The organism is Formosimonas limnophila (genome assembly GCF_014652675.1).
Lineage (GTDB): Bacteria > Pseudomonadota > Gammaproteobacteria > Burkholderiales > Burkholderiaceae > Hydromonas > Hydromonas limnophila.
This window is the reverse complement of sequence record NZ_BMZG01000009.1, coordinates 42,054-54,770: the sequence shown is the minus strand read 5'-3', so window position 1 is coordinate 54,770 and position 12,717 is coordinate 42,054. Positions and strand designations below refer to the sequence as shown.

Sequence of the window (12,717 nt, the reverse complement as noted above, 5' to 3'; positions counted from 1 at the left end):
GGAAACCTTTAGAAAAATGAGCTCTTAAGCAAAGAACTCATTCAATGACCAAAAAGAAAAATCGTGACAGACTCATCACGCTGAATGAAATCACTAAATCACTCGTATGAGTACAAAGAGTTCAGCTTATCCAAATGATCCAAGGCCATGCCGGAACCACGCACCACACAGGTGAGTGGGTTTTCAGCGACATAAACAGGCAAACCTGTTTCCTCTTGAAGTAATCTATCAAGGTCTTTGAGCAACGCACCACCGCCTGTCAGGACAATCCCAATCTCAGCAATGTCTGAACTTAACTCTGGCGGAGTTTGTTCGAGCGCGATTTTCACTGTTGAAACAATACCATTGAGCGGCTCAGACAGGGCTTCAAGAATCTCGTTAGAGTTGACAGTGAAGCTGCGTGGCACGCCTTCAGCAAGATTGCGCCCTTTGACTTCGATTTCGCGCACATCAGCACCAGGGAATGCGGTGCCGATTTCTTTTTTAATCGCTTCAGCTGTCGGCTCACCAATCAACATACCGTAATTGCGGCGAATGTAGTTGACGATGGCTTCATCAAACTTATCGCCACCAATACGCACAGAGTTTTGGTAAACCATGCCACCGAGTGAAATCACGCCTACCTCTGTCGTGCCGCCACCAATATCCACCACCATCGAACCACGTGCATCAAACACAGGCAAGCCAGCGCCGAGTGCCGCTGCCATTGGTTCTTCAATCAGATGCGCTTCGGATGCACCCGCATTTTGAGCAGACTCACGAATCGCACGACGCTCTACTTGAGTCGAACCACAAGGCACGCAGATAACAATGCGTGGGCTGGGTTTGAACAAATTGGACTCGTGAACCGAGCGGATGAAATGCTTGAGCATGGTCTCAGTGACCGAAAAATCGGCAATCACGCCATCTTTCAAAGGACGGATGGCTTCAATATTACCGGGTACTTTACCGAGCATCTGTTTGGCCTCTAAACCGACGGCTTGAACCGAGGAGCGGCCTGTTTTGTTGTCATGACGAATCGCGACAACCGATGGCTCATCGAGCACAATGCCTTTGTTGCGCGCATAAATCAACGTATTGGCCGTGCCAAGGTCAATCGCGAGATCGTTAGAGACATATTTGCGTAAAAATTTAAACATGAGAGCGTCCTTTGATGATGAACAAGCAACAAAGCAACCAGCCAGCATCACTTTGCAAAAATAGGGGGAGTCGAAGCAGAAACAGCACCACCACAGCATGTACTGAGGCCTTCAAATAAGTGCGGCAAGAATGCGCGCGCATAAGCCCATAATGATACCCTAAAATTTAGCCGCTCACATATATTTGATGGGCTTTTCAGCGCACCAGGCGCAAAGTTTTTCTCATCACTAAAATCCACTTTTCAATCATTATTCCCTCATGTGAACGATCCAGAGAATCGTCCTTAGATAACAAAAAGACCACTTACCCACCAAACAATTGCGCTACAATGACATCGCTACCTGAGCCATACGCGATGAAGCCATTACTCTTTGGACCAATATGCATTATGAGCTACAAAACATCATTAAACGGGCGTGAGCGTCTCTCTGTCAGATGAACCCGAAGTTTAATTGCTTGTAGCGCCCTGAACCGCCAGGTTCAAGGGTTCGGCTGAACGTATGGCACGGGGGCACTAATTAGACGAAAAAAGTCAATACTGCTTTTTTCCAAACAAAAATCGAGCGACTCACTGAGTCGCTCGCTTCGTTTAACGGAAAAACCATGGATATTCTCTGGCTCGCTTACCCCCTACTCGGCTGTGTGGTCGGATTTTTGGCGGGATTGCTCGGTGTCGGCGGCGGCCTCATCACCGTACCGATTCTCACACTCTTACTCCAGGCTCAAGGATTACATCATCCAGACCTGCACAAAATCGCCCTTGCCACATCCACAACCGCCATATCTTTCACCGCATTTGCGAGTATGCGCTCACACGCAAAGCATGATAATGTTCATTGGGATGTGGTTAAGCGCTTTTTGCCCGGCATTTTGCTCGGTACGCTCATCGGTGCTCAATTGGTCAATGTGCTTCCTGTCATACCTTTGCGCGTGGTATTTGTGTTGTTCACATTCTATACCGCCTATTCAATGCTGGCCAATAAACAACCCAAACCCAGCAGAACCCTCCCCAACACCCCCACAATGTTTGGCGTTGGTAATGGTATCGGCATTTTTTCAACATTAATTTCTGCAGGCGGTGGCTTCATCTCTGTGCCATTCATGATTTGGTGCAACATTAATGCCCGTTTGGCGATGGGTACGTCTGCAGCATTGGGTTTCCCGATCGCTGTCGGGGGTGTCATCAGCTATTTGATCACAGCACATAATGTCCCTCATTTACCTCCCCATACTTTCGCTTACATTTATTGGCCTGCTGTCGTGGGTATAGTGGCCACAAGCTTTCTGGTCGCCCCGCTTGGCGCACGCATGGCGCAACGCTGGAATATTTACACCCTAAAACGTCTTTTCGCAGTGATGTTGATTGGTTTGGGGTTGCAAATGTTGTACAAAATGACGATGTGATGACGTTGCCTGAGACTTTTCAGCAAATCTTCGCATCAATTGTTTAGGTAAAAAACGGCGCTCATAGAGCGCCGTGTGAATGTCACTTGGAGACGTGAAGATTGGTTAACTACCAATCACCCCACCATCATTTTTGGTGATGACGATTGTGGCTGAACGCGGCCGTTTACCTGCACCGTAACCTGCGTTGGCTGGCCATTGGCTGGTGTATTTGCTCGGGTCTGCAATGTCGGCTTGCTTGGTGCCCTCGCCAGGGTGTTGGATATTGACGAAAATGGTTTTGCCATCAGGTGTTTCGCAAAAACCTGTGATTTCACAATCTTTCGGCCCCACAAGGAAACGCTTTAAGCTCATGTCGGTCGGCTTTTTGCCCACAAATGTCGTGACAGGCACCACCGTGCCATCTGCCTTGGTGTGGTTAAGCGTGACTTTTTCGCCATCGCCCACACGGCCAGGTATGGCAGCGAGCATCATGCAGTTTGAAGCATCCGTGTATGCGCCATCATCAGTTTGAATCCAGCACAAGCCTGTACGGCGGCTGAAAGCGATGCCATCTGGACTTGAGAAATCTTGATCCTCCGTCAAACCAGACAGGTTGATGCTTTTCGCATCAGCAATCGCCTCTGCACCAAACAAATAAACATCCCATGTAAACGTCGGCTTGCCGCGACCGCCATTTTCACGCAAGCGAAGAATGTGGCCATTCGGATTGCCTGTTTGCGCTTTGTCCTTTTTCATGTCCGTATAGGCACGTGGGTTCGCAGCATCGGGCATCAGCTGGGCTTTTTTCTCAGGGTCTGGATTGATGGTGCGGTTACTGTTATTGGTTAGAGTGAAATACACTTCACCAGTGACAGGGTGCACACCATTCCACTCTGGGCGATCCATTTTCGTGGCGCCAACGGCGTCAGCGGCGAGGCGAGCGTTGACACAGATGTCTGCCTGATCGGCAAATTTGTATTTGCTGTAGTTGGCAACTGTCGGGTTATCCATGGTCAACTCAATCCATTCACCACGGCCAGAGGCATCAAACTTCGCCACATACAACGTACCATGATCCAAGTATTTGTCACCGATGGCGAGTCGATCTGCGGCTGTCGCATCGGCGGGATTCCACAACTCTTTTGTCACCCATTTGTAAATGTACTCGTTGCGCGCATCATCACCCATGTAAAAGCGCAGTGGTTGACGCGCTTTCGGAATGCTATAAGCCGCCGATTCGTGAGCGAATCGACCCAAACCTGTGCGTTTTTTCACCATCCGTGTCGGATTGTACGGATCCACTTCAACGATGTAGCCAAAAGTGTTCATCTCGTTGCGGTAGTCATCAGAGCCATCAACACTGCTGCCAATTTTGCTGTTATTCCAGCGCACGTACTTGTCGTCTGTGCCCGCGCTTTCCCAACCATGGCGGGAGGCTTCGCCTTGTTTGCGTCCATAACGATTCAGGGCGATAACGCTTTTATCACCACGAGCGGCATCATCATTCGCGCTGCGGTTGAAATAACCGTACCAGTTTTCTTCGCCTGAAAGCATCGTGCCCCACGGTGTGCTGCCTGTGCCGCAGTTGTTTAATGTCCCACGTGTTTTCGTACCATTTGGAGAGTATTTGGTCACCATGAGTGCATGACCGCGTGCTGGACCTGAAATCTCAACAGGTGTTAGTTGTGTGACACGTCGATTCAACGGTGAGTTTTGGATCGTACGCCACTGCCCGCGCTCAGAGCGAACCTCAACAAAGGATAGACCATGAATGGCCAACTCTTTGTCAACTTCAACCGCTGGGCGAGGCAATGTGGATGTGCCACCATCTGCATGAATAAAAAATGATGAGAGTTTTTCATCAGTGGTGGCTTCATGATTCATAGCAAGCAGTCCACGTGTCGTAGCACTCGTCGAAGGTTGACCATTGGCATCCAAGCCGAACCACTCCATACCATCGTGATGGTCACCCGCACGCTTGTCAAAATCCATATCCGTGCCATCATTTTTGTACGCAGGTATGTCTGCACTAAGAGGATCGCCCAGCGCATAAATGACTGATGCCGTATAACCTGCTGGCACCAAGACCGAGTCGGCACGACTCTTTGGTACCGCCTTAAAGCCCAATAGCTTTTGAGCGGTTTTTACCGACTGAGCTGATGCCTCTAATGGCAAGCCAGCTACTGTCGCGGCTCCTGCCAATGCAACACCAGTACGCAATACATCACGACGGCTAACGCGTGCATGCAAAATCTCAGCGAACGTGCTGTTGTATGTTGTATTGGAATTTTCATCATTAAAGTCTATGATGTCAGTCGTGGTGTTCATGTCAAGTCCCCTTTGAGTTGTGTAATAAACAAATGAGACTATAAAAAACCCACATGAAAAACCCGTGACAACTTCATCACCATTTCATGACACAACCGACCTCAAACGTCATCAGATTGTCATATAACAGGATTTAAATAATGAATCAGCTCGCCAAAAAAATTGCGCTCATCGCACACGACAACAAGAAACAAGACCTTCTCGACTGGTGTGCATACAACCAAAAAAGCCTGCAAACTCATCAATTCTACGCCACAGGCACAACCGGTCAATTGCTACAGGACAGACTGGGATTTTCTGTGACGTGTTTTCAAAGCGGCCCTCTCGGCGGTGACCAACAAATCGGTGCCAAGATTGTTGAAGGTGAAATTGACCTGTTGATCTTTTTTTGGGATCCACTTGAGCCGATGTCACACGACCCAGACATCAAGGCTTTATTGCGACTCGCTGTCCTGTGGAACATACCCAGCGCATGTAATGTCGCCACCGCTGACTTTCTCATCAGCAGTCCGTTATTCACTGGCGGTTATGAACGCCAACAGCCAGACTTCACCACTTATCGACAACGCGCATTGAAATTGAAAGAATCAAGCCATCAAGCGTAAAAAACGCCCGTCTCGATACAGCAGACAAGCATTCAAACAAAAAGGCGCATCATTTGCGCCTTTTTGTTTCACCGAACCATTTCCAACCGCTTTAAAAATCCATCAGGTGGCTCAAAACCCACCACGCGCAGTCGCTCTTTCCCAGTCAAAGGCTCAAGCACCAAAACCGCAGGCGGTCCATACAAACCGAAGCGCTGCAAAAGGGCGGCATGTTCATCATTAAACGCCGTCATATCCACACGCACCAGCGTCATATCGGCGAATCGCTCACGCACCCGTGCATCGCTGAATGTCTTCTGCTCCATCTCAATACATGAACGACACCAGTCAGCGTATAAATCAAGCACAATGGGTTTATCCGACGTTTCAATGATTTTTTGCAAACCCGCTGCATCGCTCGCAGGCGCAAACACCATTTCAACCGCAGGCTCACCCCACGCGCGCTCCCAATATTTCCCCCACAGTGGCTGGGCAATCCACAACGCAGCGATCAACATCAGCACACCAATGAGCTGCTTCACGCGCACCATCCACAAACCGCTTTTCGGTAAAACACGCCCCAAACCAGCCCCCAACAGCAGCAGTGGCAAACCCATACCATAAGCCAGTACCAACAACGCCACGCCACCCAACCACACATTGCCTGTCTGAGCAATGAATGCCATCAAACCAATCAACGGCGCGGTCACACAGGGTGAGGCTATCAAGGCCGATGCCACCCCAAATATCGCCGCGCCCACATAACCTTGACGACCAAAACCCGTCATGCGCTGCACCCAACCAACCCAACGCTCTGGCAACTGCAGCGCAAACACATCAAACATCGACAACGCGAGCAAAATCAGTACCAGTGAGAAACCACAGAGCACCCACGGACTTTGCAGATACTGATGCAGTGTCGCCCCCGTCTGTGCCACCAAAACCCCGACCAACGCATACGCCACCGCCATACCAGTCACATACGCCACCGCCAACCAAAAACCGCTCATCCGAGAGACGTTTTTTTGCCCAGCCAAAATCGTCGATAAAATCGGCAGCATCGGCAACATGCAAGGCGTTAGCGACAGCAACACACCCAGACCAAACACCAAAGCCAACGCATAAAACACATTGCGCCCCTCAAAAATCGTGCGCGCATAAGCGGTATTGTCCACGCCAGCTGCCCTGTCCCACTGTGCGCTGTTTGCACGTGCAGACTCTAATGTCGGTGTAGCAGCAGAACTTTCGGAGGAGGCCGCACTACTACTGATCGAGGCACTTTGTTCCGTTACCGCTGATGGTGCTTCAGGTATGGATGAGGAAGCATTAAGCGACTGAGCTTTATCAGTAGATGGTTGCTCAGATTGGTTCGTGGTTTTTTGTGCCGCAGCCTCAATGGACACACTATTCTTGGCTGCACCCACAGCCGTCAATACCGCTTGCGTTTGGCGCGGCGGATAGCACAAACCTTTATCAGCACAACCACGCGAAATCACCACCAACTTAAACAGACCCTCCGCGTCTTTCATTTTGCGAACAGGCACATCCACGCTGACGCTATTATGATAAATCGCCATTTCTTTATTAAAGTTCTCATCGAACTTCATTTCTGCTTTGGGCAACTTCACCACACCATTTTGCACCACCGAACCATCAGGACTCACCACACGAAAAGCAAACTCATCGCGATACATATAATAGTTGGGCGCAATCGTAAAAGTCACACGTACCGACTCGCTGCCCTGCATCTTTGCCGAAAAACCAAAAGCCTGATCAGGCGGTAAAAAACCAGCGTTCTGAGCACTCGCCACAGATGCAAGAATCCCCACCAAGTACAAGCAAAAAACCATCACATACCGCGAACACGCCATCCACATATTATTGACTTTCTCAAACCATCACAGGCATTTGCCCATTCATACTATTCTACTTGAAATCAAACAGAGCCATTTTGAATGAGCGCAAAAAAACGGATTGATAAATCAATCCGTTTTTCACAATCTCAAAACAACTTATTCAGCCGCTTCTGGACGGTCAACCAACTCAACAAACGCCATTGGTGCATTGTCACCCACACGGTAACCGCATTTCAAAATACGGATGTAACCACCTGGACGATTTGCGTAGCGAGGGCCGAGTTCATCAAATAATTTTTTGACGATGTCTTTGTCACGCAAGCGATCAAACGCCAAACGCTGGTTAGACAAGCTGTTGGTTTTACCCAAAGTAATCAATGGCTCAATCACTTTACGCAGGTCTTTGGCTTTTGGCAAAGTCGTTTTGATGACTTCGTGTTGTAACAAAGACACAGACATGTTGCGGAACATAGCCAAACGGTGGCTGCTGGTGCGATTGAGTTTACGTAAACCTGAACGATGACGCATGATAATAATCCTTAAAAATAATCTAAAATTCAGCTCTTCTATCCCAAAGGGGCGGGCTCGTATCTGTTTTTATCAAGGCTTTTGCTCGGGCATTCCAAGCAAAACCCCCAATTCTCAAGCCAAGAAAGTCATCATTGACTTTCTTGGGTCAACCTTAAACCTCTAAACCAGCAGGCGGCCAGTTGTCTAATTTCATACCAAGTGTCAAGCCGCGAGCAGCCAACACTTCTTTGATTTCAGATAGCGACTTGCGACCCAAGTTTGGCGTTTTGAGCAAATCTTGTTCAGAACGACGCACCAAGTCGCCGATGTACTGAATCGCTTCCGCTTTCAAGCAATTTGCTGAACGCACAGTCAACTCGAGTTCATCCACAGGGCGGAGTAAAATCGGGTCAAACTGTGGCGCATTGCTGCGTTGCGTCAGTGCATCACCAGAATCTTCCGTACTTTGCAAATCAGCAAATACTGACAACTGCTCAATCAAAATACCAGCCGATTGACGAACCGCATCTTCTGGGCTAATGACGCCATTGGTTTCAATGTGCATCACGACTTTGTCCAAATCCGTGCGCTGTTCCACACGAGCCGACTCAACCGCATAACTCACTTTGCGGATGGGAGAAAACGAAGCATCCAACAAAATGTGGCCAATTTTCTTACTGTGATCATCGGCAAATGCACGTACGTTACCAGGCACATAACCACGGCCTTTTTCAATCTTAATCTGCATATCGAGTTCGCCACCAGCCAAGTGAGCGATCACATGGCCAGGGTTAACGATTTCGACTTCATGCGAACCTTCGATGTCTGCCGCGGTAACAACGCCTTGACCTGATTTTTTCAAAGTCAAAGTGATGTCATCACGCGTGTGCAATTTGAAGACAATGCCTTTAACATTCAAAAGAATGTCAACCACATCCTCTTGCACGCCATCCAACGTCGAGTACTCATGCAAAGCACCCGCGATTTGCACTTCAGTCGCGGCATAGCCGGTCATTGAAGACAACAAAACACGGCGCAATGCGTTACCCAAAGTGTGGCCATAACCACGCTCAAATGGTTCCAAGACCACTTTTGCGCTGTTCTCACCCGTAGCGTCCACAGAAATGTTGCGAGGCTTTAAAAATGTGTTTTTAGACATAAAATTCCTTTCAACAAAATTCTGATTGGTGTCAAACCCATCAGAATCCGGGGTGATGTGATGTAAACTTTAGAGCTGTAGCAGTGATGGTCACTGCTCGATATTCTTTTGATAAATATTGCAGATTTTCACATGGTTTTTTTCAAAAATTTTCCGGGATTCCCGCAAAATTTTTCAAATACATGAAAAAGCAAAGATTTACTTTTTTGATTATCGTGAATACAACTCAACAATCAAGCTTTCATTCACATCGTGCGCAACGTCAGAGCGATCAGGCGCAGCTTTGAATGTGCCTTCCATTTTCTTAGCGTCCACAGCAACCCATGATGGCATGCCGATTTGTTCGGCCAATTGCAAAGATTCTGCAATACGAACTTGTTTTTTACTTTTTTCAACAATGCTGATCACATCGTTTGGCTTAACTTGAATTGAAGGAATGTTAGCAACTTGACCGTTCAACGCAATCGACTTATGGCTCACCAATTGGCGTGCTTCAGCACGCGTTGAACCAAAACCCATACGGTAAACCACGTTATCCAGACGTTGCTCAAGCAAACGAACCAAGTGTTCACCTGTGTTGCCACGCAAACGATCAGCTTCCGCAAAGTAACGGCGGAATTGACGCTCTAACACGCCATACATACGTTTCAATTTTTGTTTTTCACGCAATTGATTACCAAAATCAGAGGTACGCGCGCCAGATTTGGCACCGTGTTGACCTGGTTTAACATCAGCTTTACACTTAGAGTCCAAAGAGCGACGCGCGCTTTTCAGGAATAAATCGGTACCTTCACGGCGAGAGAGTTTAGCCTTAGGGCCAGTATAACGTGCCACAGTAGTGTCCTTATTTGATGATGCTCCGCCAAAAACGACGGAGCATGTTCTTACGCAACTATTTACTATAAACAGAGGTAAAAACAGTGGGCTTAAGTTTATGCGACCACACCCAAAAGTATGGTTCACACGACAGGTAAAGCCAACAACGAGGCTGGCTTTTTCAAAAACTCATAAAATGCACAAAGCAAAAAATGCGTAATCGCCAATTATACTCGGCGAGTACGCTTTTTGTCCAGCATTTCGTGAATCTGATGAAACTTTGATGCGGCATCTATCACCACATACAGACAAATGAGCGCACTCTATTGTCTGATTCTCGATAGTTTTGGTCAGTTACTTTTACCAAAATGGCCAATGTCTAAGGAAGAAAGCAATCAAAAAATGCTTTTCCCGTGATTCATTAGATACGACGGCGCTTTGGAGGGCGGCAACCGTTATGCGGCACTGGCGTCACGTCTTGAATAGATGTGATTTTAATGCCCAACGCATTCATCGCACGCACAGAAGACTCGCGACCTGGGCCTGGGCCCTTGATGCGAACTTCGAGGTTTTTGATGCCGTATTCTTGAGCCACTTTACCAGCCGATTCAGCAGCAACCTGCGCCGCGAAGGGTGTTGATTTACGTGAGCCTTTGAAACCGGCACCACCTGCAGTCGCCCACGACAACGCATTGCCTTGGCGATCAGTGATCGTGATGATGGTGTTATTGAAAGAAGCATGAACGTGCAAGATGCCGTCCGCTACATTCTTTTTGACTTTTTTACGCGCGCGAGCAGCGGCGTTATTTGCAGCTTTAGCCATTTAAATTTTCCTTAAATTCGCCGATTATTTTTTATTCGCAATACTTGCTTTACGCGGACCTTTACGCGTACGCGCATTGGTTTTTGTGCGCTGACCACGTGCAGGCAAGCCTTTACGATGGCGCATACCACGGTAGCAACCCAAATCCATCAAACGTTTGATAGACATAGTCACTTCACGACGCAAGTCACCTTCAATCGTGAATGTGCCAACGGCATCACGCAACTTTTCCAAATCCGCGTCATCCAAGTCTTTGACTTTCTTATTTGCCGCAACGCCTGTTGCTTCGCAAATTTTGAGCGCGCGAGGACGACCAATACCGTAAATCGCAGTCAAACCAATCGAAGTGTGTTTGTGCGGCGGGATGTTAACACCAGCAATACGTGCCATTTATATTTCCTTTGAGCTAATTAACCTTGACGTTGCTTGTGACGTGGGTCACTTGAGCAAATCACACGCACGACGCGATTGCGACGAATAATTTTGCAATTGCGGCAAATGCGTTTTACCGATGCGAGTACTTTCATTTTAAAACTCCTCTACAAACTTTTGAGACTCTAAATTACTTAGAGCGGAATACGATTCGTGCTTTAGACAAATCATAAGGGGTCAATTCAACCGTGACCTTATCTCCAGCGAGAATGCGAATGTAGTTTTTACGCATTTTGCCAGAAATATGACCCAGTACCACGTGTCCGTTTTCCAACTTGACTTTGAAGGTGGCGTTGGGTAATGCCTCCAACACCTCGCCTTGCATTTGAATTGCATCATCTTTTGCCATCTTACTTGCTACCTTTAAAGTTGGCTTTTTTCATCAGCGATTCGTATTGAGAACTCATCATCGAAGATTGAACCTGGGACATGAAGTCCATAGCCACAACCACAATAATCAACAATGATGTACCACCAAACGCCATAGAACTCGACCACTGAGCAGCCATTAATTCAGGCACCACGCAGACAAAAGCCATATACGCTGCACCGACCAACGTCAAGCGAGTAATGATTCTGTCCAAGTAGCGAGTGGTTTGCTCACCAGGACGGATACCTGGAATCACTGCGCCACTTTTCTTCAGATTGTCTGACACGTCACGGCTGTTGAAAACCAAGGCGGTGTAAAAGAAACTAAAGAAAACAATCGCCGCAACATAAAGCGTGATATAGAGAGGCTTCCCTGGCGACAACTCAGCCGCCAAATCACGCAACCAAATGGTTTGCGAGTCAGAGAAAATATTCACAATCGTCGCAGGAAACAGCAAAATTGACGAAGCAAAAATCGCTGGAATCACACTAGCCATGTTTAACTTCAATGGTAAGATAGAACTCTGGCCACCATAAACTTTATTACCGACTTGGCGTTTTGCATAGTTGATTGGCAGTTTACGCTGTGCACGTTCAACGAACACAATGAACGCAATTAACGCAACTGCTAAAACAATGATCAGCAAGGCTGTGAAGTAACCGATTGAGCCATTACCCACTTTTTCAAAGAATGATGAAATCCCAACAGGCAGAGATGACACAATTCCCGTGAAAATAATCAAAGAAATACCGTTGCCCAAACCACGCTCAGTAATCTGCTCACCTAACCACATCAAAAACATAGTACCAGTGACAAGAGTGACGACCGCAATAGCCAAAGCTGCTACACCCGGTTGAATCACAGGAGCCTCTGAACCCTGAAGATTCGTCACAACAAAAAATGACTGAATCAGAGCCAGACCCAAAGTGCCATAACGGGTGTACTGCGTGATTTTGCGCTGCCCTGCTTGACCTTCTTTTTTCAATGCTTCCAAAGAAGGCACGACAATCGCTGCAAGCTGCATCACAATCGATGCGGTGATGTATGGGGTAATCCCAATCGCCACCACAGAAAAACGTGATACAGCACCACCAGAGAATAGATTCATCAAACCTAGTAAACCGTTTTGATTTTCACTAAACAAAGTCTTTAAGCTATCAGGATCCACACCAGGTACAGGGATATGAGCCAAGATACGGTACACAATCAATGCCAACACCAAAAAAATCAAGCGTTGTTTGAGCTCAGCATTGCCTTTTGAGGCACCGCCGAGCTGCGAATTAGAAGCTAATTTGGCTGTAGCCATTAATTAA

The 12,717-nt window shown here is 47.6% G+C and carries 13 protein-coding genes; 2 read left to right on the top strand and 11 right to left on the bottom strand.

Going from position 1 to position 12,717, the window contains the following annotated elements; translation table 11 throughout:
* Window positions 1-98: 98 nt before the first annotated feature.
* Window positions 99-1,139: a rod shape-determining protein gene (locus IE082_RS09010; RefSeq protein ID WP_189493595.1), complete on the bottom strand. Its 1,041-nt coding sequence runs from the start codon at window positions 1,137-1,139 to the stop codon at window positions 99-101.
* 604 nt (window positions 1,140-1,743) lie between these two features.
* Here IE082_RS09010 and IE082_RS09005 point away from each other — a divergent pair.
* Window positions 1,744-2,544: a sulfite exporter TauE/SafE family protein gene (locus IE082_RS09005; RefSeq protein ID WP_189493594.1), complete on the top strand. Its 801-nt coding sequence runs from the start codon at window positions 1,744-1,746 to the stop codon at window positions 2,542-2,544.
* 105 nt (window positions 2,545-2,649) lie between these two features.
* On the opposite strand, the gene IE082_RS09000 is transcribed toward IE082_RS09005, so the two are convergent.
* The gene (locus tag IE082_RS09000) at window positions 2,650-4,854 is read right to left on the bottom strand and encodes a PhoX family protein (protein ID WP_189493593.1); all 2,205 of its coding nucleotides are present in this window, start codon (window positions 4,852-4,854) and stop codon (window positions 2,650-2,652) included.
* Between the two features lie 140 nt (window positions 4,855-4,994).
* Between IE082_RS09000 and IE082_RS08995 the strand changes: the two genes are divergently transcribed.
* Window positions 4,995-5,459 carry a methylglyoxal synthase gene (locus tag IE082_RS08995; protein ID WP_189493592.1) on the top strand — a complete coding sequence of 155 codons (465 nt, stop codon included), beginning with the start codon at window positions 4,995-4,997 and terminating at the stop codon, window positions 5,457-5,459.
* Between the two features lie 68 nt (window positions 5,460-5,527).
* Here IE082_RS08995 and dsbD read toward each other — a convergent pair whose 3' ends face one another.
* The 9 genes from dsbD to secY all read right to left on the bottom strand — a co-directional run bounded on the left by dsbD (window position 5,528) and on the right by secY (window position 12,710).
* The gene (dsbD, locus tag IE082_RS08990; protein WP_229809802.1) at window positions 5,528-7,288 is read right to left on the bottom strand and encodes a protein-disulfide reductase DsbD; all 1,761 of its coding nucleotides are present in this window, start codon (window positions 7,286-7,288) and stop codon (window positions 5,528-5,530) included.
* A gap of 162 nt (window positions 7,289-7,450) precedes the next feature.
* Window positions 7,451-7,822 carry a 50S ribosomal protein L17 gene (gene rplQ, locus IE082_RS08985; protein WP_189493590.1) on the bottom strand — a complete coding sequence of 124 codons (372 nt, stop codon included), beginning with the start codon at window positions 7,820-7,822 and terminating at the stop codon, window positions 7,451-7,453.
* A 154-nt stretch (window positions 7,823-7,976) separates the two neighbouring features.
* A complete protein-coding gene (locus tag IE082_RS08980; protein WP_189493589.1) occupies window positions 7,977-8,963 on the bottom strand; it encodes a DNA-directed RNA polymerase subunit alpha in 987 nt (328 codons plus the stop codon).
* Between the two features lie 210 nt (window positions 8,964-9,173).
* On the bottom strand, window positions 9,174-9,797 hold the full coding sequence (rpsD, locus tag IE082_RS08975) for a 30S ribosomal protein S4 (RefSeq protein ID WP_189493588.1): 624 nt from the start codon (window positions 9,795-9,797) through the stop codon (window positions 9,174-9,176).
* A 403-nt stretch (window positions 9,798-10,200) separates the two neighbouring features.
* The gene (gene rpsK / locus IE082_RS08970) at window positions 10,201-10,602 is read right to left on the bottom strand and encodes a 30S ribosomal protein S11 (RefSeq protein WP_189493587.1); all 402 of its coding nucleotides are present in this window, start codon (window positions 10,600-10,602) and stop codon (window positions 10,201-10,203) included.
* Window positions 10,603-10,626: 24 nt separating this feature from the next.
* The gene (gene rpsM, locus IE082_RS08965) at window positions 10,627-10,992 is read right to left on the bottom strand and encodes a 30S ribosomal protein S13 (RefSeq protein WP_189493586.1); all 366 of its coding nucleotides are present in this window, start codon (window positions 10,990-10,992) and stop codon (window positions 10,627-10,629) included.
* 20 nt (window positions 10,993-11,012) lie between these two features.
* Complete coding sequence (rpmJ, locus tag IE082_RS08960) at window positions 11,013-11,129, bottom strand: 50S ribosomal protein L36 (RefSeq protein WP_114561834.1); 117 nt, start codon at window positions 11,127-11,129, stop codon at window positions 11,013-11,015.
* 35 nt (window positions 11,130-11,164) lie between these two features.
* Complete coding sequence (infA, locus tag IE082_RS08955; RefSeq protein ID WP_189493585.1) at window positions 11,165-11,383, bottom strand: translation initiation factor IF-1; 219 nt, start codon at window positions 11,381-11,383, stop codon at window positions 11,165-11,167.
* A 1-nt stretch (window position 11,384) separates the two neighbouring features.
* Window positions 11,385-12,710, bottom strand: coding sequence for a preprotein translocase subunit SecY (gene secY / locus IE082_RS08950; protein ID WP_189493584.1), 1,326 nt, complete (start codon window positions 12,708-12,710; stop codon window positions 11,385-11,387).
* Window positions 12,711-12,717 lie beyond the last annotated feature (7 nt).